The organism is Spirillospora sp. NPDC048823, assembly GCF_043198445.1.
Taxonomy (GTDB): domain Bacteria; phylum Actinomycetota; class Actinomycetes; order Streptosporangiales; family Streptosporangiaceae; genus Spirillospora.
Genome location: NZ_JBICUT010000021.1, coordinates 65,498 through 84,297, shown reverse-complemented (window position 1 = coordinate 84,297; position 18,800 = coordinate 65,498). Strand labels below are relative to the sequence as shown.

18 protein-coding genes and 2 pseudogenes are annotated in these 18,800 nt (G+C 70.9%); 3 read left to right on the top strand and 17 right to left on the bottom strand.

The annotated features are described in order from the left end of the window. Positions 1 to 10: 10 nt before the first annotated feature. Entirely contained in the window at positions 11 to 838 is an 828-nt protein-coding gene (locus ACGFK0_RS34185) for a DUF2637 domain-containing protein (RefSeq protein WP_392912576.1), read from the bottom strand. 369 nt (positions 839 to 1,207) lie between these two features. On the opposite strand from ACGFK0_RS34185, the gene ACGFK0_RS34180 reads away from it, so the two are divergent. Beyond that, positions 1,208 to 1,738 carry a hypothetical protein gene (locus tag ACGFK0_RS34180; RefSeq protein ID WP_392912659.1) on the top strand — a complete coding sequence of 177 codons (531 nt, stop codon included), beginning with the start codon at positions 1,208 to 1,210 and terminating at the stop codon, positions 1,736 to 1,738. Positions 1,739 to 2,124: 386 nt separating this feature from the next. Here ACGFK0_RS34180 and ACGFK0_RS34175 read toward each other — a convergent pair. The 3 genes and pseudogenes from ACGFK0_RS34175 to ACGFK0_RS34165 all read right to left on the bottom strand — a co-directional run. Beyond that, positions 2,125 to 2,496: pseudogene (locus tag ACGFK0_RS34175) on the bottom strand (DUF2637 domain-containing protein); the annotation flags it as partial. 346 nt (positions 2,497 to 2,842) lie between these two features. Continuing rightward, positions 2,843 to 3,007, bottom strand: a pseudogene (locus ACGFK0_RS34170) (IS5/IS1182 family transposase); the annotation flags it as partial. A gap of 292 nt (positions 3,008 to 3,299) precedes the next feature. After that, complete coding sequence (locus tag ACGFK0_RS34165; protein ID WP_392912574.1) at positions 3,300 to 3,485, bottom strand: hypothetical protein; 186 nt, start codon at positions 3,483 to 3,485, stop codon at positions 3,300 to 3,302. 24 nt (positions 3,486 to 3,509) lie between these two features. Between ACGFK0_RS34165 and ACGFK0_RS34160 the strand changes: the two genes are divergently transcribed. Next, positions 3,510 to 3,815, top strand: coding sequence for a hypothetical protein (locus ACGFK0_RS34160; RefSeq protein ID WP_392912572.1), 306 nt, complete (start codon positions 3,510 to 3,512; stop codon positions 3,813 to 3,815). Between the two features lie 24 nt (positions 3,816 to 3,839). Here ACGFK0_RS34160 and ACGFK0_RS34155 read toward each other — a convergent pair whose 3' ends face one another. From ACGFK0_RS34155 to ACGFK0_RS34130, 6 genes are all read right to left on the bottom strand, one after another. Then, positions 3,840 to 4,337, bottom strand: a complete 498-nt coding sequence (locus ACGFK0_RS34155) for a hypothetical protein (RefSeq protein WP_392912570.1) — start codon at positions 4,335 to 4,337, stop codon at positions 3,840 to 3,842. Between the two features lie 235 nt (positions 4,338 to 4,572). After that, the gene (locus ACGFK0_RS34150) at positions 4,573 to 5,115 is read right to left on the bottom strand and encodes a DUF4396 domain-containing protein (RefSeq protein WP_392912567.1); all 543 of its coding nucleotides are present in this window, start codon (positions 5,113 to 5,115) and stop codon (positions 4,573 to 4,575) included. A 101-nt stretch (positions 5,116 to 5,216) separates the two neighbouring features. Further along, on the bottom strand, positions 5,217 to 6,632 hold the full coding sequence (locus ACGFK0_RS34145) for a dihydrolipoyl dehydrogenase family protein (RefSeq protein WP_392912565.1): 1,416 nt from the start codon (positions 6,630 to 6,632) through the stop codon (positions 5,217 to 5,219). Between the two features lie 148 nt (positions 6,633 to 6,780). After that, positions 6,781 to 7,317: a carboxymuconolactone decarboxylase family protein gene (locus tag ACGFK0_RS34140; RefSeq protein ID WP_392903609.1), complete on the bottom strand. Its 537-nt coding sequence runs from the start codon at positions 7,315 to 7,317 to the stop codon at positions 6,781 to 6,783. A 420-nt stretch (positions 7,318 to 7,737) separates the two neighbouring features. Next, positions 7,738 to 8,178 (bottom strand): aldo/keto reductase, encoded by a 441-nt coding sequence (locus ACGFK0_RS34135; RefSeq protein WP_392912653.1) that lies wholly within the window; start codon positions 8,176 to 8,178, stop codon positions 7,738 to 7,740. A 53-nt stretch (positions 8,179 to 8,231) separates the two neighbouring features. Next, complete coding sequence (locus tag ACGFK0_RS34130) at positions 8,232 to 9,296, bottom strand: class I SAM-dependent methyltransferase (RefSeq protein WP_392912563.1); 1,065 nt, start codon at positions 9,294 to 9,296, stop codon at positions 8,232 to 8,234. 200 nt (positions 9,297 to 9,496) lie between these two features. Between ACGFK0_RS34130 and ACGFK0_RS34125 the strand changes: the two genes are divergently transcribed. Beyond that, positions 9,497 to 10,339, top strand: a complete 843-nt coding sequence (locus ACGFK0_RS34125) for an SMP-30/gluconolactonase/LRE family protein (protein WP_392912561.1) — start codon at positions 9,497 to 9,499, stop codon at positions 10,337 to 10,339. Positions 10,340 to 10,431: 92 nt separating this feature from the next. Here the strand turns inward: ACGFK0_RS34125 and hpnH are convergent, their stop codons facing one another. The 7 genes from hpnH to ACGFK0_RS34090 all read right to left on the bottom strand — a co-directional run bounded on the left by hpnH (position 10,432) and on the right by ACGFK0_RS34090 (position 18,574). Next, positions 10,432 to 11,436, bottom strand: coding sequence for an adenosyl-hopene transferase HpnH (gene hpnH / locus ACGFK0_RS34120; RefSeq protein WP_392912559.1), 1,005 nt, complete (start codon positions 11,434 to 11,436; stop codon positions 10,432 to 10,434). Further along, complete coding sequence (gene shc / locus ACGFK0_RS34115) at positions 11,433 to 13,328, bottom strand: squalene--hopene cyclase (protein ID WP_392912556.1); 1,896 nt, start codon at positions 13,326 to 13,328, stop codon at positions 11,433 to 11,435. The genes hpnH and shc overlap by 4 nt, the downstream gene beginning before the upstream one ends. Further along, positions 13,325 to 14,803, bottom strand: a complete 1,479-nt coding sequence (gene hpnE, locus ACGFK0_RS34110; protein ID WP_392912554.1) for a hydroxysqualene dehydroxylase HpnE — start codon at positions 14,801 to 14,803, stop codon at positions 13,325 to 13,327. Before hpnE ends, shc begins: the two co-directional genes overlap by 4 nt. Further along, positions 14,800 to 15,681 carry a presqualene diphosphate synthase HpnD gene (gene hpnD / locus ACGFK0_RS34105; RefSeq protein ID WP_392912552.1) on the bottom strand — a complete coding sequence of 294 codons (882 nt, stop codon included), beginning with the start codon at positions 15,679 to 15,681 and terminating at the stop codon, positions 14,800 to 14,802. Before hpnD ends, hpnE begins: the two co-directional genes overlap by 4 nt. Positions 15,682 to 15,685: 4 nt before the next feature. After that, positions 15,686 to 16,561 (bottom strand): squalene synthase HpnC, encoded by an 876-nt coding sequence (hpnC, locus tag ACGFK0_RS34100; protein WP_392912550.1) that lies wholly within the window; start codon positions 16,559 to 16,561, stop codon positions 15,686 to 15,688. Positions 16,562 to 16,781: 220 nt separating this feature from the next. Continuing rightward, positions 16,782 to 17,666, bottom strand: a complete 885-nt coding sequence (locus tag ACGFK0_RS34095) for a helix-turn-helix domain-containing protein (RefSeq protein ID WP_392912548.1) — start codon at positions 17,664 to 17,666, stop codon at positions 16,782 to 16,784. A 98-nt stretch (positions 17,667 to 17,764) separates the two neighbouring features. Continuing rightward, on the bottom strand, positions 17,765 to 18,574 hold the full coding sequence (locus tag ACGFK0_RS34090; protein WP_392912546.1) for an SAM-dependent methyltransferase: 810 nt from the start codon (positions 18,572 to 18,574) through the stop codon (positions 17,765 to 17,767). Positions 18,575 to 18,800 lie beyond the last annotated feature (226 nt).

Genomic DNA, 18,800 nt, shown 5'->3' with positions numbered 1-18,800 from the left:
CTCGATGTGCCTATGGGTTTCCTACAGGATCGAGGCGGCCGGTTGCTCCGGCCTGTTTGACCAGGCGTCCCCAACCTTCGCGGCGCCCGAAACGCTCCGCGATCGTCTTTCCCGAGGGAAGGTCACCCGCCGCTGTGCGGTTGGCCAGCGCCCACTGCCATGCCTGGCGTTGCAGCCCCGAGACCGGCCGGCCGTGTCGCGGATGAGCCCGTGTCGCTTCTCCGGAATCCTCACCCGCTGCGACCTCGTCTGCGTTCCGTGTGAGGTTCGCAGCGCTGCTCGTCTGAGCGTCGTAGAAGTCATCCGGCGGATTCGATTGGTCCGTATGAGCTTCGTATGAAGCAACCTCTTCCTTCGTCAGGTTCGTATGAGGGCCCATATGAGTCCCATATGAGGCATCCAACTTCTCTTCCGCTTGCCGTGGGGACTCGTATGAGGCGGCCAGGACCTTCCGCTGCGAACCGTTCCTGTGCGAACCGTTCCGGACCTGGCGCATCAAGAGCTCATACGCTCCGATCAGAGCGCAACTCGGCCAGGCGGCAATCAGCCGCCCGACCACAGAAGGCTCGGCGACAGCGACGTTGGCCGCCAGGCTCGCGGCGCTGCCCAGCACCACCAGCGTCCACGGCAACAGCCCACTGCGGCGGCCCTGCCGCGAATCGACCAGCAGCGACATCGAGGCCACCACGATCATCCCGTCCACACTGACCGGCAGCAGCGCCGCCGTCCAGGAGGTCTCCCCGTACTGCAGCACAAGCTGATACATGTGCTTATAGGAGATCACCGCAGCGATACCGGCCAGCACGATGACACTGACCGTGGAGGCTGACCGGATCACCTGATCTGCAGGGGAAGTCTTTGCGCTCCCGCCATGACCGCTCAGCCCTCCGGCTCTTCGACCAGGGCGGAAAAATCGAGAGGGACGTAGCCGAGTGGTAGAACAATGGTGGGAAATTGGTTCGACTCCGGCCCCGGACACAATCCGCCTGTTGTGCAGGCTTCAGTCCCCTCACGAGACAGTGACCGGTGTTCACCCCCACCGCACGCTCCGGGCGGCCGAGCGCGGGGCATGCCACGGCCCAAGCAGCGCTGCCCCTACCCGGGTCCGACTCGTGATGGGGCCGCCTTGCACCACGGCCGACGGTCCGGACGGTGTACCACAACGACCCGTACAAGGATTCGGGCGGAATTCACAAAGGAGAGACCCGTGATAAAGATCGAACCCGCCAAGGTCCGCGGCGCCATCATCGGCGGTATCTACGCAGCCTGCCTGGTCGGCGTACCCACGTCCTGGTGGCTTCACCTCACCGGCGCGGATCATGCAGGCACGTTCCTCAAAGCCGTCGTGGTCTGCGCAGTCTTCGGCGCGATCAGCGGACGCGGCGCCGGCGCGCGGCCTCCGTTGCTGGGGCTCCGCGAACTGATCAAGTTCAGCATCGACATCGGTGTCGTGAACTATGCCGCGACCTTCGGGCTGCTGCTACTGGCGGCGACCCCGCTGACCGACGCGCTCGTCCTCAGCTTCAGTAGCGCCGCCTCCGTGGTCATCGGTTTCACCGCCGACCACTGGTCTCGGCGCCGGTTACCTCGCTGCACCGCCCGTCAGGGGCGGCCAGCACCGACCTGCGGGGGTCTCGGCGACAACGTCGAGGCCCCCGACCCTTTAGTAGCGCCGAGCCGCCCGGCAAGACCTGCCTGCTTGACCAAGCGCCCCCAACGTTCGCTTCGCGAAAACTGACGTGCGATCACCTTCCCAGGCGGAAGGTCTCCTTCCGTCGTCCGATTGGCCATTGCCCAAAGCCACGCGCGCTGTTGAAGATCAAGATTTTCCCTATCGCGGGTGCGTTGCGTCGACTGCCTTGCCTGTGCGCTGTCGCCCGCATCAACGGGATGAAGCCCCTCTGAAGAACGTATGAGTTCGAAAGCGCGCACCCTACGAACTTCCTCTGAGTTCTCACCTGGGCCTATGTGATCCGTCATAGAGGCAGTCGAGGATGCCGTAGCGACGCGTGGCGCTTTGTGAGATCTCCCAGCCAACCTGTGAGTTGCCTCGGAGCCAGCGTGAACGTTGTCTGAGGCTGCGGTGCCGGACTCGGCGTCCGGTCCAGCACCGTGACGGACCTGGCGCATCAACAGCTCGTAGGACCCGATCAATGCCGCCGATGGCCAAGCCGCGATCAGCCTTCCCACCATCGAGGGCTCGGCCACGGCCACGTTGGCGGCCAGGCTGGCGGCGCTTCCGGTCACCAGCAGTGCCCACGGAAGAAGGCCACTGCGCCGCCCCTGTCGGGAGTCAGCCAGCAAAGTCATGGAAGAGACCGCGATCATCCCGTCCACCGACACCGGCAGGAGTGCCGCTGTCCAAGAGGTCTCGCCGTACTGGCGGACCAGCATGTACATGTGTTTGTACGACAGCACTGCCGCGATCCCGGCCAGCACGATGACGCTGATGGTCGTCGTCCACCGGATCGCCCGATCGCTCCAACCCTCAGTCACTGCCGTTCCCCCTCCCCCGCGGCTTACCAGGTAGGGAGAACCGCTCTTCCACGATAAGAAGCCTGGTCGAGCTTGTTCCCATGTTCTGCGTGCCCTGCAGGGGGCACCTCAGATGATCTCGGAAAACCCCGGTTGACCAGGCGCTTCGCCAGGCACCGGGGTTTGTTGCGTATGCAGCCATGTGCCAGCGGAAGCCGCCGATTGTCACGGTTCCCGGAACATACGCGGAACGCGGTTGAGGCCATCTGCCCAGGTCACCCCCAGAAAAGTGCCCCGGTGCGGAACCGGGCCCTAGGTTAGCGGCGTAGCGCCGCATCCATCCGTTCGAACCAGTGTCGTTCTTGGCGTGTTTTCCGGAGTAGTAGGGGCGGTCGGCCCGGACCCGGTCGGTGTGGATGAGCGTCCCGTCCAGCACCAGATGGGTCAGCCCGTCCCTGCTCGCCTTCCGCAGCGCCTTCGCGAGCTTGGGTGAGCGGGCCGACAGCAGCATGACGGTCTGGTTCAGGCGACGTGATTGTGGTGATCAACCCGTCTACCAGGGGTCTCTCTGTGTCAGGCTCCCAACCGACGCATCGCGATCATGCTGTGACCAGCGGACTGCCGCCACAGGGATGAAATGGGCTCACTACTGTCGTTCGTGACCACCAATCCCGCCCGAGCCGCCGGATTGGAATCGCGAAAGGGACACATCGGCATCGGAGCCGACGCTGAGCCGACGCAGACCTCGTCGTCATCGATCCCGACATGAGAATCGAGCACGTGATCGCGTGGCAGGCATCTGGTCGACCACGGCCGCCCGACCATCACGTCCCTTTTCGAACAGGGCGCCGGATGACCGCCACCACGTGGCCGAAGTAGCTGTTCAGCTCTCGGGCGATGCCCAGCGGGGTATGCGCGGTGGGCGCTTCCCACAGCGCAGGCGGGTCGTCGAGCCGTGTGTTCACGTCGGCCCCGGCGGCCACGAGCAGTTCGATGGCGCCGGGTGTCATCGGCTGCCCGTGGTGTCGCCCCGATTGCGTGTCCGCCTGAGAGAGCGCGACCCGCTGGAGTGGAATCCAGCGGTCACGGGTTCGGTGCGGTTCGAGACCTACGCCCGGGTGCTCAACGAGGCCGTCACCGGGATGATCCACTCGGCTCTCGGAGCCGGCGCCATGCGGGAGATCGCCTACGACATCGCTCTGGGCGACCTCGGAACCGTGGCGGTCGCGGGTCTGCGCGCCGCGACCACCGGCCTTCCGGGCCTGACCGCCACCCCCGGCCGGACCGGGGTGTGCCGGGAACGGCCGACCGCCCGGCCGGCGGGTGCCGCGAATCGATGACGCCCGCCCCGCGCCGGCGCCCCCTCAGCCTCGCCGGGCCCGGCGAGGCTGAGGCGCAAGGCCGAGGCGCAGCTGCGGCAACTCGTCGGTGACCGCATCGAACGAGAGGGACGGCGGCGAGATGCCGCTGCGCGGGGGGACGGGTTCGGTGAGCTTGCGGGTGACGGCCGTCAGCAGCAGGCGGGTGCCGTGCCGCGTCTTGTACAGTTCGTCGCCCGGCCCGACGAGAATGGCGAATCCGCCGGTGGTCTGATAAGTCGACACCTCGTCGTTGAGGATCTTGTCGAGACGGTCGGCGAGGAATCGCAGCACCATCGTGGCCCGCTCGCCGTCGAGCGTCGCGAGTTCCCCCACGTGGACGGTCACCATTGCCCAGTAGCCCTCCCGCCCCGACGCCAGGACGCGGTGCAGGGCGCGCTCGTCCGGCAACCCGATGCGCCGGTCGCGAGGGATCCCGCGGACGGTCCTGATGGGAACGACGCTGTCCAGCAGGGCGCTCCCGGCCCTTCGGAGTTCCAGCATGAGACTCTCCAAAGTGTGCTGTCGCAGGTCGGACGCTCACTCCCCCGCCATGCCTTCGACGCCGGGCGGCTTCCCGCGACGGTGATGTCGTGGGGACCGTCCGGCTGACACACCATCTGTCAACACCGGGTCACCGAACCTCCGAGGCCGATCGAGGTCCGGCTGCCGGCCGCGCCGGTGCTGTCAGGTCCAGTGGCGTCAGATGTCGAGCTGTCCGATTCGATGCCGGACGAACTCAGTGGTGGTGCTGGTGCACGACCGCGTGTCCCTTGCCACGGGACATCATCCAGCGGTTGACCGGGGTCGTGAGCAGGAACGCCACGAGGAGCGCGAAGGCCAGCGCGCCCCAGAACAGCGGGCTTGCCAGGCCGGTGTGCATGGCCCCGGGGACGGCGAGCATGACCCCGTTGTCCAGCACCTCCATGACCGCGATCGATATCGTGTCGGCCGCCAGGGCGACCCTGAACGCCGCGCCCAAGGGCAGGCCCGCCTTGAGGACGCCGCGCATGGTCAACGCGTACCCGAAGACGAACGCCAGGAAGACCGCCAGGACGATGGTGGGCAGGTTCGGCCAGCCGAGCGCCGTACCGATCACCATGCCGAGCACCTCACCGATCGCACACCCGGTCAGGCAATGCAGGGTGGCCTGAGCCGCCATGCCCCAGCTCACGCCGCCGCCGGTTCCGTGGTGCTCGTGACCTGCACGCTCATGATGGTGGGCGCCGTGTTCGGAACCCGTCGCGGACGGCGGTGGAACATGCCGGTCATGCGTGCTCATCCGGAATCTCTCCCATTTCGGCTGACGGCCGGGTGATCGGTGTATCGGGGTGGGCGTCGTCGCCCGTCCGCGTCGGGTGTCGACGCGGACGGGTCCGGTGTTCAGCCGCGGTAGGTCTCCAGGAGCCGGAGCCAGACCTCGCTGAGGGTGGGGAACGACGGGACGGCGTGCCACAGCCGGGAGATGGGGACCTCGGCGGTGATGGCGATCGTGGCCGAGTGGAGCAGTTCGGCGACGCCCGCCCCGACGAAGGTGGCGCCGAGGAGCGTCTCGCGGTCCAGGTCCACCACGGCCCGGGCGCGGCCCCGGTAGCCGTCGGCGTGCAGGGCGGCACCGGCCAGACCGCCGAGGTCGTAGTCGACCGCCCGTACCCGGCGCCCGTCGCGGGCCGCCTCCTCCAGGGTGAGGCCGACGGACACGGCTTCGGGGTCGGTGAAGACGACCTGCGGTACGGCCCGCTCGTCCGCGGTGGCCACGCTGCGCCCCCAGTCGGCGGTGTCCAGCGGACGGCCGGCGGCGCGGTCGGCGATCACCTCGCCGAAGACGCGTCCCTGGTACTTGCCCTGATGGGTGAGCAGCGCACGACCGTTGACGTCCCCGGCCGCGTACAGCCACCCGTCCGGGACACCGGCCGCCAGGCCGGTGGAGTCCACCTCGACCGGCCGGCCCGGTTCCAGGCCGACCGTGTCGAGCCCGAGGTCGGAGGTGGCCGGCACCCGGCCGGTGGCGAACAGCACCTCATCGGCGGTCACCGTCTCGCCGCCCTCCAGCGTGAGCGTCAGCGATCCGACGCGGCGCACCGCGGTGACCGACGCGCCGAACCGCACGTCCACCCCCGACGCCCGCAGGCTCTCGGCCACCAGTTCCCCGGCGAACGGCTCCATCCGGGGCAGCAGCCGTGATCCGCGCACCAGATGCACCACTTCGCTGCCGAGCGCCCGCCAGGCCGTGGCCATCTCACACGCCACCACGCCGCCGCCGACCACGGCCAGCCGCGGCGGCACCCGCGGGGACGCGGTCGCCTCACGGCTCGTCCAGGGACGGGCCTCGGCCAGTCCCGGCAGATCGGGCAGTGCCGCACGGGTGCCCGTGCACACCGCGACGGCGTGCCGGGCGGTCAGCACCCGCTGCCCGCCCTCGGGAGTGCGCACCACGACGCGCTTGGGTCCGTCCAGCCGGCCGTACCCGCGTACCAGGACCAGTCCCGCGCTCTCCACCCAGCCGGCCTGGCCGTCGTCCTTCCAGTGCGCGGCGAACCCGTCCCGGCTCCTGAGGACCGCCGCCGCGTCCAGCCGTCCGGAGACCGCCTCGCGGGCGCCGGGCAGACGCCGCGCGTCCGCCAGCGCGGCGGCCGGGCGCAGCAGCGCCTTGCTGGGCATGCACGCCCAGTACGAGCATTCCCCGCCGACCAGATCGGCCTCCACGACCGCGACGCTCAGCCCACCGGCGTGCGCCCGTTCCGCCAGGTTCTCCCCCGTCGATCCGGCCCCCACCACCACGACATCGAACTCGTCCACAACGCCTGCCTCTCGTTCAACGCGACCTGCTGGTCGTGCATCTTCCTTGGAGTCCGTGCACCGGGCGTCCGGTCACCGTCATCGCCGCCGGCCCCGACCACGCCGCCCGGTCGCCGGGACGGCGGGTGCGGCCGGTGCCGGGGGGCGGTCAGTGGCGGACGACCGGCCAGTCGATGTCGGTGCCGGCGGCCTTGTTGAAGTAGTTGGTGAAGACGTTGAGCGCGACGTGGCCCACGACTTCGGCGATCTCTTCGTCGGACAGTCCCGCCTGGCGGGCCTGCTTGACGTCGGTGTCCTCGATGCCGCCGCGGGTGCGCAGCACGGTGGCGGCGAAGGCCAGCACGGCCTCGGCCTTGGGGTCGCCGGCGCGGCCGCCGCGGGCCGCTTCGGCCTCGTCCTGGCTCAGCCCGGCCAGCTTGGTGCCGATGTAGGTGTGCGCGGAAAGGCAGTAGTCGCAGCCGTTCTGCTGGGCGACCAGCAGCGCGATCCGCTCGCGCACCGCGGCCGGCAGCACGCCGCCCGACAGCGCGCCGGAGAACTCCAGGTAGGACTTCAGCACCGCGGGGCTGTTGGCCATCGCCTTGGTCATGTTCGGGGTGACGCCCAGCGCCTTCTGCACACCGGCCAGCAGCTCGGCGGCCTGGGCGCCCGCGGTCTCCGGCTGGATCAGGGGAAGTCGGGACATGGTCAGGTCCTTTCAAGCGGGGGATCGGGAACCGGTGAGCACCGGTGATCTCAAGCTAGAACCGACACAACTCCCGACACAGGGACCGAATACGCCACCGACAGGACCAAACCCGCCATCGCCTCTCGCGCCGCGGACAGCCGGGCAGCCTGGACGGGCGTGCCTTACGCGGACCGGCCCTCGCGACACCGGCGATGGCCGGGTCACGGCCGTCACCAAACCGCTTACGTACACGCTCGTACATGCCGAGCACGGCGGCGATTTGAGGGGATGAGTGGTCGCGGCCGGTTCGGCCGGCAGGCGCTGGCCGGGTCCTTCGGTCAAGTGCGGTGGAGATAGCCCCCAGCACCCTGCGTGGATCAGACACGCCAAGGAATGCCATGTAACTTCGCGCTCCGTGATCGTCCCTTGCCATGCCTCCTACCTCGAAGGCGCCGTACCTCTCAATGAGGGCGACGAAAACCGCAGGCAGGGCAGTGCCCAGCTCGATGAAACACGGCGAGCCGTCGATGCTGGTCGATTCATCGGCCGCTGGTCTTCCGTGCGGGCGGTCACCGGGTCGGCGCGGTCGAACCACTCGGGGCGGATCGCAGTCCGCCCCTGTGCTCGGACGGGCCCGTTCTTGCGGTGGTGGCCGGTGAGGAACCCGAACGCGAGCGGACTCCAGGTCAGCACGCCCATGCTCTCCCGCTCCGCAACCGGGAGGACGTCGCGTTCGGCGCCGCGGGCGAGCAGGTTGTAGGGCGGCTGTTCGGTGCGGAACCGCATCAGCCCTCGCTGCTCGGCCACCCGGTGGGACTCGACGATCTCGAAGGCCGGGTACGTCGAGCATCCGAAGGTACGGATCTTACCCGCGCGGATCCGCTCCGGCGTCCTCGCGGGCGACTGCTCGCCCTAACGCGTCCCGGCGCGGGTCAGGCGGGGTCGAGCCGGTAGAAGCGCCACAGGTCGTGGTCGATGGGCAGCTCGGTGCAGCTTCCGTAGCCCGCCTCCTCGGCATACCCGCGCACGACGTGGGGCCGCAGCACGGTGCCGGCCTCCACGGCGGTGCCCTCGGCCCGTGTGACGGGCAGGCAGTGCAGGACGCTGACCGCGTAGTTCAGCCGTTCCACCAGGTCGCCCGGGGCGGTGAAGTGCTCGGCCACCTTCTCGTCGCCGATCAGGACCGCTCCGCCGGGGGCGAGCCTGTCCCGCGCCGCCCGCAGCACCGCCACCGGATCGGCCATGTCGTGCAGCGCCTCGAACACGCACACCATGTCGTAGCGTCCGCCGGCTCCGGGGTCGGCGGCGTCCCCGAGCGCGAACGTCACCCGGCCGTCCAGCCCGCGCCCGGCGGCGTTCCCCGACGCCTCCGCGACCGATGCCTCGTCGAGGTCGATGCCGTGCACGCTGGCGGACGGGAACGTCTCGGCGAGCGTGATGGCCGACCAGCCGGTGCCGCAGCCCAGGTCGAGAACCTTTCCCGGGCCGCCGGACAGCCGCGCCGCGATGTCCGGCATCGCCGCGACCCAGTCCGCCAGGCCCGCGCGGAACATGGGCCGGTTGAGCCCGCCGATGCCGTGCCTGGTCCCCGCCCCGTAGGCGGCGTACGGGATGCCGCCGCCGGACTCGAACGCCCCCGCCACCTCCGGCAGCACCTCGGCGATGGACGCCACCATCCCGGGCAGCGTCCCCACGAAGAACGGGCTGTCGGCTTCCAGCAGCGCCTCGCCGGCGTCCGCGGGCAGCGCGAAGGCGCGTCCGTACGGATCATGGTCGTCGGCAGCCACGGTGAGCATGCCGCTCACGCCCTGCTGTTCGAGCCATTCGCGCGCGTAGCGCGGGTGGACGCCGGTGGCCTTGGCCAGGGCGCGGGCGTCGGCAGGGCCCTCTGCCAGCGCCTGGTACAGCCCCAGGCGGACGCCCAGCGCGACGTTGAGCATCTCGATGGTGGTCACCGCGTCCGCCATCAATCGCTCGGTGATTTCCTCGGTCGCCATTCTTCCTCCCCGTGTCGGTGGATCCCCCGCATCCTCCGGGTGGCGCCTCACCGCAGGTTCACACCGCGCCCACACCGGTCTTACCCAGGCCTTACCCCGGTCGGGACCGCCCGATCGCGGACACGAGCCGGGTGGGTGTCGATTTGGGGGCGGGGCGTTCGTGTAGGGGGTGAGACGTCGAAAAAGGGAGTGTGATCACGATGGGTGAGGTCCGGACGCTGGTCGGCGGGCGGGGGCTGGTGGAGTCGCCGCGCTGGCACGGGGACCGGTTGTACTTCTCGGACTGGTCCGCGGGCGAGGTCGTCGCCGTGGGCCTGGACGGCGGCAGCGAGGTGGTCGCGCGGGTGGAGTCGCTGCCGCTGTGCACCGCCTGGCTTCCGGACGGGCGGATGGTGATCGTCTCGTCCGCCGACGGGCGGCTGCTGCGGCGGGAGCCCGGCGGGGCCCTGGCCGTGCACGCGGAGCTGGGCGAGCCGGGGTGGAACGACATCGTGGTGGACGGCCGCGGCAACGCCTACGTCAACCGGATCGGGTTCGACGCGATGGCGGGGGACGAGGTCAAGCCGGGTTTCGTCTTCCTGGCGGCCGCCGACGGGTCCGTGCGGGAGGTGGCCGGCGACATCGGCTTCCCCAACGGGATGGCCGTCACGCCGGACAACTCCACGTTGATCGTCGCGGACTCCTACCGGAGCGCCCTGGTGGCCTTCGACGTCGGCGCCGACGGGGGGTTGTCGAACCGGCGCGTCTGGGCCGACCTGGGCGAGGGCGCCCCGGACGGCATCTGCCTCGACGCGGAGGGCGCCGTCTGGTACGCCGACGTGCCCCATCAGCGGTGTGTGCGCGTCGCGGAAGGCGGCACCGTCCTGGACGTGGTCGAGCTGGACCGCGGCGGGTTCGCCTGCGCGCTGGGCGGCCCGCAGGGCACGACGTTGTTCGTCGTGGCCGCCGAGTGGCGCGGCATGACCGAGGAGAACCCGGTGGCGCCGGGAAGCGGCCGGGTGCTCGCGACCGAGGTCGATGTTCCGGGTGCGGGCTGGCCGTGACCGTCAGCGGGTGAGGCCGGGGTGCGAGGCCCAGCCCCCTTCGAGGTTCTCGCGGGTGATGCGGGCGAGTTCTCTCCGGGCGAACGGCGTTCCTAAGTGGAGCGGACGGCCCTCAACGATTCCTTCAGCGAACTCACCGTGCTGAAGACGGCCGTGGGCTCGTAGCCGCAGTGGGCCATGCAGTTGGCGCAGCGGGGGTCGCGGCCCCGGCCGTAGGACTCCCAGTCGGTCTCGTCGAGGAGTTCCCGGTAGGTCTGGGCGTAGCCGTCCGACATCAGGTAGCAGGGACGCTGCCACCCGAACAGGGAGTACGACGGGATCGCCCAGGCCGTGCAGGGAAAATCGATCTTGCCTTCCAGGAAGTCCAGGAAAAGGGGCGAGTGGTTGAGCCGCCACCGTTTCCGGTTCCCTCCTGAGAAGGCCTTGGCGAACAGTTCCCGGGTTTCCTGGACGCCGAGGAAGTGCTCCTGGTCGGGTGCCTTGTCGTAGGCGTAGCCCGGAGAGATCATCATCTCGTCGACCTTGAGGTCGTCGTTGAGGTAGTTGAGGACCTCGATGACGGTCTGCGGGGTATCGGTGTTGAAGAACGTCGTGTTCGTCGTGACGCGGAAGCCGCGGCGCTGGCATTCGCGGACGGCCGCGACCGCGTCGTCGAAGACGCCCTCCTTGCAGACGGACTCGTCGTGGCGTTCCTGGAGCCCGTCGATGTGCACCGCCCACGCGAAGTAGGGCGACGGCGTGAACTTGTCGAGCTTCTTGGGGATGAGCAGCGCGTTCGTGCACAGGAAGACGAACTTCCTGCGCCTGACGAGTTCACCGACGATCTCGTCGATCTGTGGGTGCATGAGCGGTTCGCCGCCCGCGATGGACACCATGGGCGCGCCGCATTCCTCGATCGCGGCGACGGCCTGCTCGACGGGCATGCGCCTCTTCAGCACATCGGCGGGATGCTGGATCTTGCCGCAGCCGGCGCAGGACAGGTTGCAGGCGAACAGCGGTTCCAGTTCCACGATCAAAGGGAACTTCTTTTTGCCGCGCAGCTTGTTGCGGAGAATGTAGGTCCCGATGCGAGCGCTCTGGCGTAGCGGCATGCTCATGGTGTCCCGACCTCCTTTGGCGAGATGGATTCCGTGGCCTCCACATAGCGGCCCAGGGCGCTGATCGGGAACACCAGCCGGTAGAGGTGGTAGTTGATGTAGAAGTCGCCGGGGAAACCGGTGCCGGTGAAGTGCTCCTCGTCCCAGTTCCCGTCCGGGCGCTGATGGTCGACGAGCCACCGGACGCCGCCGTCCACGGCCGCGGTGCGTTCACCCGCGGCGAGCAGCGCCAGCAGCGCCCACGCCGTCTGGGACGCCGTGGACGCCCCCCGGCCGATCCAGGACGGGTCGTCGTAGGAGCGCAGGTCCTCGCCCCAGCCGCCGTCGTCGTTCTGGTGCCGTTCCAGCCAGGCCACGGCGCGTCGGATCGCGGGCTTGTCCGGGCGGACGCCGGCGGCGATCAGCGCCGGCACCGCGCTTCCCGTCCCGTAGACGTGGTTGGCTCCCCAGCGCCCGAACCACGAACCGTCCGCCTCCTGGGCCTTCAGCAGCCACACCACGGCCCGTTTCACGACGGCCGTCTCCGCGAGGCCCTCCCCGGAGAGCGCTTCGACGACGTGTGCGGTGACGTCCGCGGACGGCGGGTCGATGACCGCGCCGAAATCGCAGAACGGCAGCTTGGTGCACAGCTCGCGGGTGTTGTCGGCATCGAAGGCGGCGAAGCCGCCGTCGCGGGAGGCCATGCCGGTCAGCCAGCGGACGGCGCGTTCGATCGGCGCCGCCGCGTCCGGGACGTCGGCCCTGCGGAGAGCGAGGATCGCCTCGGCCGTGTCGTCGGTGTCGGGGTAGCAGTCGTTGTCGAACTCGAAGGCCCAGCCGCCCGGCGGGACGCCGGGCCGCCGCACCGACCAGTCCCCCGGCCCCCTGACCTCCTCGCCGACGACCCAGGCGGCGGCCCGCACCATCGCGGGGTCGCCGCCGGGCAGGCCGGCGTCGCCGAGGGCGTTCATGGCCAGGACGGTGTCCCATACCGGCGACTGGCACGCCTCCATCCGCCGGCCCTTCTCGTCCCGGATCGTGAACCGGTCGAGCCCGGCGAGGCCGCGCTTCATGACCGGGTGGTCGAGGCCGTAGCCGAGTTCGTGCAGGGCCATCAGCGAGTACACCCACGGCGGCTGGATGCCGCCCCAGCAGCCGTCGGCCTCCTGGCGGGCGATGATCCAGTCGGCGGCACGGCGGAGCGCGGCGGTCCGCAGCGGGCGCACCGGCCGCTTCTCGTACACGTGCAGGACGCGGTCGAGCGTGTCGAACACCCGCCCCCAGCCCTTCGCCTCGTGCGCGGGGCGCACACCGCTGCGCAGCTCCGGCAGGTCGAACGGCAGGGCCCGGACGGGACGCAGTGACCCCAGAACCGTCAGCGGGACGATCGTCTGCCGCGCCCAGCAGGCCCAGTCGTAGACGTTCAGCGGCACCCGGCTCGGCAGGAACATCAGCTCGGGCGGCATGACGGGCAGGTCGTCCCACGACCACTGCCCGAACAGCGCCAGCCAGATCCGGGTGAACACGCGGCTTCCCTCGATGCCGCCCGCCTCCCGCACGTGCGCGGCGGCGCGCCGCATGTGCCCGGCGTCCACGGGGTCTCCGGCCAGCCGCAGCGCGACGTACGCCTCGATCGTCGTGGACAGGTCGGGCGGGCCGCCGTAGAAGTTCGCCCACGTCCCGCCGGGACTCTGCCGCGACCGGATCCAGCGTGCCGCCTCCCGGGTGTCGCCGTCGGAGCCGACGCCGAGGAACCGGCGGAGCAGCAGGTCCTCCGCGTCCATGGTCACGTTGGTCTCCAGCTCCGCCTTCCACCAGCCCTCCGGCGACTGGAGGCCGAGCAGGTGGTCGCGGGCCGCCGCGGCGGCGGCTGCGGCCGCGCCGGTGAGTCCGGGGACTTCGGTCGTGGTCATTCGCGCTCCTTCTCGCGTTCGCGTGCGTGCGGGGGGGCAGTGGTCCCGGGAGGTCGGCCGCTCACCTCGTCCGTGCTCGTGGACGTTCTCCGGTTCGTGCTCGGGTCGTTCAGGTGCCGGCGGACGAGGCGGGCCGCGCTGAGGCCGCTGCGCACGGCTCCCTCCATCGTGTCGGGCCAGCCCGTGTCGGTCCACGCGCCGGCGAGGAACAGCCACGGCAGCCGTGTCGCGGACGCGGGACGCAGCGCGCCGCTGCCGGGGCTCTGACGAAACGTGGCGTGCCGTTCCCGCGTCACGAAGAAGTCGGTGACGCGGGCGCGGCGGGCCGCCGGGAACAGCCGCTCCAGTGCGGGCAGGTAGACCTCCCGCAGTGCGGCGGCCGGGGTGTCGATCCAGCGGTCGGCCGCCGACACCGAGACCGCGAGGTACTGGCCGCCGGACGGGCCGTCCCCACCGGCCAGGCCGCTGACGCCGGTCCGGTCGAACACCCACTGGACGGGTGAGCCGACCGCCGCGGCGAACGCCTCCCGCATGACCGGCCGGTCATAGACGACGTGGACGTTGACGATGGGGCTGGAGCCGAGGCCCGCCCAGCCGTCCCGGTCCGGGCACGCCTCCGCGGGGACGAGCGCGGCCGCCGCCCGGTGGGGCACCGCGACGACGACGGCGTCCGCGCCGGCCGGCGAGCCGTTCACCACGAGCTTCGGCCCGGCCTCGATCGCCGACACCTTCGCCCCGAGTCGGATCCGGCCGCCGCCCCGCTCGATCTTCCACGCCGCGGTCGTCCCGTGCAGGTCGCCGAGCGGGACGGACGCGACGCCGATGTCGGCGGCGTCGGACCGTCCGAGCAGCGCCGTCTGGCACACCATCGCGGCGGGGCCGAGCGCGGCGTCGTCCAGGCCGGCGTTGAGCGCCGCCGTGACGAACAGCTCCCAGAGAGCCTCCCGGGCCCGGGGCCGCTGCCCGTGGCGGGCGAGCCAGCCGCCCATGCCGACCCCGTCGAGGGACGGGTCGCCCGGGTCGAGGCGGTCCAGCGCCAGCGACGCGCGGACGGCGCGCAGCCGGTCGGCCGGGGACAGCAGCGTGTAGCCGGCGAGCGCGGGCAGGAAGTGCAGCGGGCCGGGCGCCTTGGCGCGGCGGAGCCGTCCGCCCGGCCCGCCGGGGGTCAGGACGCGGACGTCGAAGCGGTCCTGGACGCGGACCCGGTCCAGCGCGTCCAGCCGCTCCAGCAGCCCCCGGTACGCCGAGCAGCACTTCAGGAAGATGTGCTGGCCGTTGTCGACGGTGAGGCGCCGCCCGGCCGACTCGCGTTCGAAGGAGTGCGCGGCGCCGCCGAGCCGGGGACGCGCCTCGTAGATCGTCGTCCGCAGGCCCGCCTCCTGGAGGGCCAGCGCCGCGGTGATCCCCGCGAGACCGCCGCCGACGACGGCGACATGGCCCGCTCCGGGTGCGTCGAGGCCCCCGGCGGCGCTCATCGGTGGATTCCCGACAGCGCCTTCGCGGACACGGCGGCCTTCTCCCACGCGGGCAGGGACGTGCGCGCGTCCAGCGCGGCGACGGGGTCGGCCGTGATGCGCCTCAGCAGGCGCCGGTAGATGCCCGCCATCGCACCGGTGCAGGCGGCGCTGCGGCGGTCGAGCATGGGCAGCAGCCTGAGCCCGGTGGCGTACCACTCCTGCGCACGGGACGCCTCGAACCGGACGAGGGACGCGAGCCGTTCCGGCGGATCGGTCCACCGGCCCGCCTCGTCCCGGTGCAGCGTGCACCCGAAGCGGGCCAGGTCCTTGGCGGGAAGGTAGACGCGGCCGTTCTCCCCGTCCTCCCGGACGTCGCGCAGGATGTTCGTCAGCTGCAGCGCGACGCCGAGCGCGTCGGCGCGCGGCACGGCCGTCCCGGGGGCGGAGGTCCCGAACACGCCGAGCGACAGGCGGCCGACGGTCCCGGCGACGCACCGGCAGTACCAGAGCAGGTCGTCGAAGGTGTCGAAGACGCCGCCGCGGACATCGGCCTCGCAGCCGTCGATCAGCTCCCCGAACGCGTCCAGCGGGATCGGATGGCGGCGTGCCGCGTCCGCCAGCGCCACCAGCACCGGATCGGACGGATGGGCGCCGGGGTCGGTGAGGTGCGCGCGCTCGTCCGCGAGCTTCGCGAGCCTGTCCGCGGCCGGCGCCCGATGGTCGTCGCCGATGTCGTCGATCCGGCGGGCGAAGGCGTAGACGGCGCTCAGCGCCCGCCGCTTCGGCGCGGGAAGCAGGCGGATCCCGTACGAGAAGTTGCGCGCCTGCGTGCGGACGACGTTCTCGCAGTGCCGGTAGGCACCGGCCGGCGCGGATTCGGCCAGGTCGTCGGCCATCTCGTCATCTCCTTCCCAGAGTCCGCGACCACTCGGCCAGCAGCCGCGCCTTCCTCGGCCGTGGCGGTGCCCCCAGGACGTCGTAGGCCCCGCGTTCCAGCGCCGACAGCGCCGCGAGTCCGCCCGCGACGTATCCGGCCACCGCGACCCGCGCGAAACCGCGGAGCCGCCCGGTGAGCACGGCGCCGTCGGCCAGCATCCGCCCGGCCCGTCCCGCCTGGAGGGCGAGCACGCCCCGCAGCCGGGTCGGGGTCACGGCGGCGCCCAGATCGCTCTCCTCGCATCCGAATCGGCGCAGGTCATCGCCCGGCAGGTAGATCCGCCCGTTCCGGTAGTCCTCCCCGGCGTCCTGGCAGTGCTCGATGATCTGCAGCGCGGTGCACACCCGGTCGGACAGTGCGAGCCGGTCCGGGGTGGCGGCGCCGAACACGTGCAGGACGATGTGCCCGACCGGATCGGCGGACAGCGCGCAGTAGCCGACCAGGTCGTCGAACGTGCCGTACCGTGAGACGGCCTGATCCTCGCGGTTGGCCCGCAGCAGCCGGCGGAACGGGTCGGCCGGGATCGCACGGGCGGCGACCGTCCCGGCCAGGTTGCGCATCGCCGGAAGCTCCGGCGCCTCCCCCGCGTAGATCCGGTCGAGGTCGCGTTCGACGAGGCTCAGCAGGGCGGCCCGCTCGCCGGGGGGCGCCTCGTCGCCGATGTCGTCGACGAGCCGGGCATAGCCGTACACGTTCAGCAGATGGGCGCGGTGCCGCGCCGGGAGCAGCCGCGTGGCGACCGGGAAGTTCTCCCGGGCCTGGAGCTCGTTCCGGGACCGGCGTTCCTCGGTCTCGTTCCACAGGCGGGTCTCGTTCCACAGACGCTCGCTGACGGACATGGTGTTCCTTCGAGGGCGGCGGCGTGGGGCGTCAACGATGCCCGGTAACCGGGTGGCCGACCGGCAAACATGGGCGTCGTCGCGAGCCCCTGTGGCCTACGTCCCCGAACCGCCGCGCCACCTCTCCCGAATATGCGTTATTTATGGGAACAGGCCGGAAGTGGTCAGCCGTGGATATGTGATCGTCGAACGGAACGGGACACTCCGTGCACGCGGAGAGTCAGTACGTGCCGAGGATCCCGGCGAGAATCCGCGGCGTGTGCTCGGGCGGGGCCGCCTCGGTCACCAGGGTGTTGAAGACGTGCCAGTGCCGCTCGATCTCAGCCCGCCGTACCGGGTAGACGGCGCTGTTGGCCCGCTCCAGGTAGACCATGTCGGGCAGGCCCTGCTGAGGGAACCGGACGAGGGTGAGCGGCCCGTCGCCGGCGACGCGCCCGCAGATCCCGAACGGCGCGATCTGGACGGTGACGTTCGGCCGCCGGCACAGCTCGACGATGTGCCGGATCTGGGCCCGCATCGTCTCCGGGTCGCCGATCGGACGCCACAGTGCCGCCTCGTCCAGCACGACCCACAGGTTGAGGGGACGCGGGCGGCGGCGCAGGACGCGCTGGCGCACCATCCGGAACTCGACCCGCCGCTCGACCTCCGGCTCGGGGCTGACGCGGCGGATCAGGGCACGCGCGTAGTCCTCGGTCTGCAGCAGGCCGGGGACGAACTGGGCCTCGAACGTGCGGACCAGTCTGGCCGCCTGCTCGGCGCTCAGGTAGGGCCGCACCCACGCCGGGACGATGTCGCCGTCAGCGGACCACCACGGACGCGCGGTGGTCCGCTCGGCGAGGGCCAGGAGCGTCGCGCGCTCGTCGCCGTCCGCGCCGTAGAGGGTGAGGAGGGCGGCGACGTCGGCGGGCCCGCACCCCGAGCGGCCCAGCTCCATCCGCCCGATCTTGGAGCTGGATCCGCGGATTTCCCGCGCCGCGTCCCTCCGGCTGATGCCGGCGGCCTCCCGCAGCGCGCGGAGCCGCCGGGCCAGGAGCATCCGGGGGACGAGCGGGTCCCCCTGGGCGTCTGTGGGCTGTCTTCTACCGGTGATCGTGACGGAGGCCAAGGGGACTCCTCATCGGGGGACAGGCGCGGACGAACGCCTCACTATACCTTTACGCATTGCGCCGGACACGGAACGGTGAGCGACGTGGTGGCTCCGCGTCAGGGTTTGCGCGCCACCGCGCAGAGGGTCGGGAGCTCCTCGCCCTCGACGCCGACCTCCGGGCGCCACGCCGCGCTGGTCACGAGCCCCGGCTCCTCGATCTCCAGGCCGTCGAAGTAGCCGCGGATGAACTCCGGGCTGCGCAGCCGGAACGGGATGGCGCCGGTCTCGTCGTAGGCGCGCTGCGCCGCGTTGAACGCCTCGTTGGTGTCGTTGGAGTCGTGCAGGATGAGGTAGCTGCCGGACGCGAGCGGCTCCATCAGCCCGCGGACGACGCCGATCGCCTCGTCCGGGTCGACGATGTGGCCCATGACGCCGATCAGCATCAACCCGACGGGCCGGGACAGATCGAGCAGCTCCGACGCCCTGGTCATGATCGTCTTCGGGTCGTGGAGGTCGCAGTCGATGTAGGCGGTGCGGCCCTCACCGCTGCCGGTCAGCAGGGCGCGGGCGTGCGCGAGGACGAGAGGGTCGTTGTCGACGTAGACGACCTTCGCGTCGGGGGCGGCGCGCTGGGCCATCTCGTGGGTGTTGTCGAGGGTGGGCAGCCCGGTCCCGCAGTCCATGAACTGGCGGATGCCGCGCTCGGCGGCGAGGTACCGGATCGCGCGGTCCATGAAATAGCGGCCGGCGCGGGCGATCGGCACTATCCCCGGATACAGCGAGAAGTACTGGTCGCCGGCCACCCGGTCGATCTCGTAGTTGTCGGTGCCGCCGAGCCAGTAGTTCCATATCCGGGCCGACTGCGGAACGTCAGTATTGATCTTCGTCTCCGGCGCCTGTTCCGGGCCGTGGGGGGCATCCGTCATCGGGTCTGACGCTCCTTTCACCGGTACGGCTCTGTCACTCGCACGCGTCGCTTACACGCGTCCTTTACACGGGCGTCACGGACCAACCTAGACCCGCCGATCCGGGGCGGCCAGAAGAACGCGGAATTCGGGCCTGTCCGCATTCCCATTGGGGACATTCCCGTTCGGGGACACTAATGAATACGCGAAGCGGACGTGACGCCGATCCGACATTTACCGCTATTTC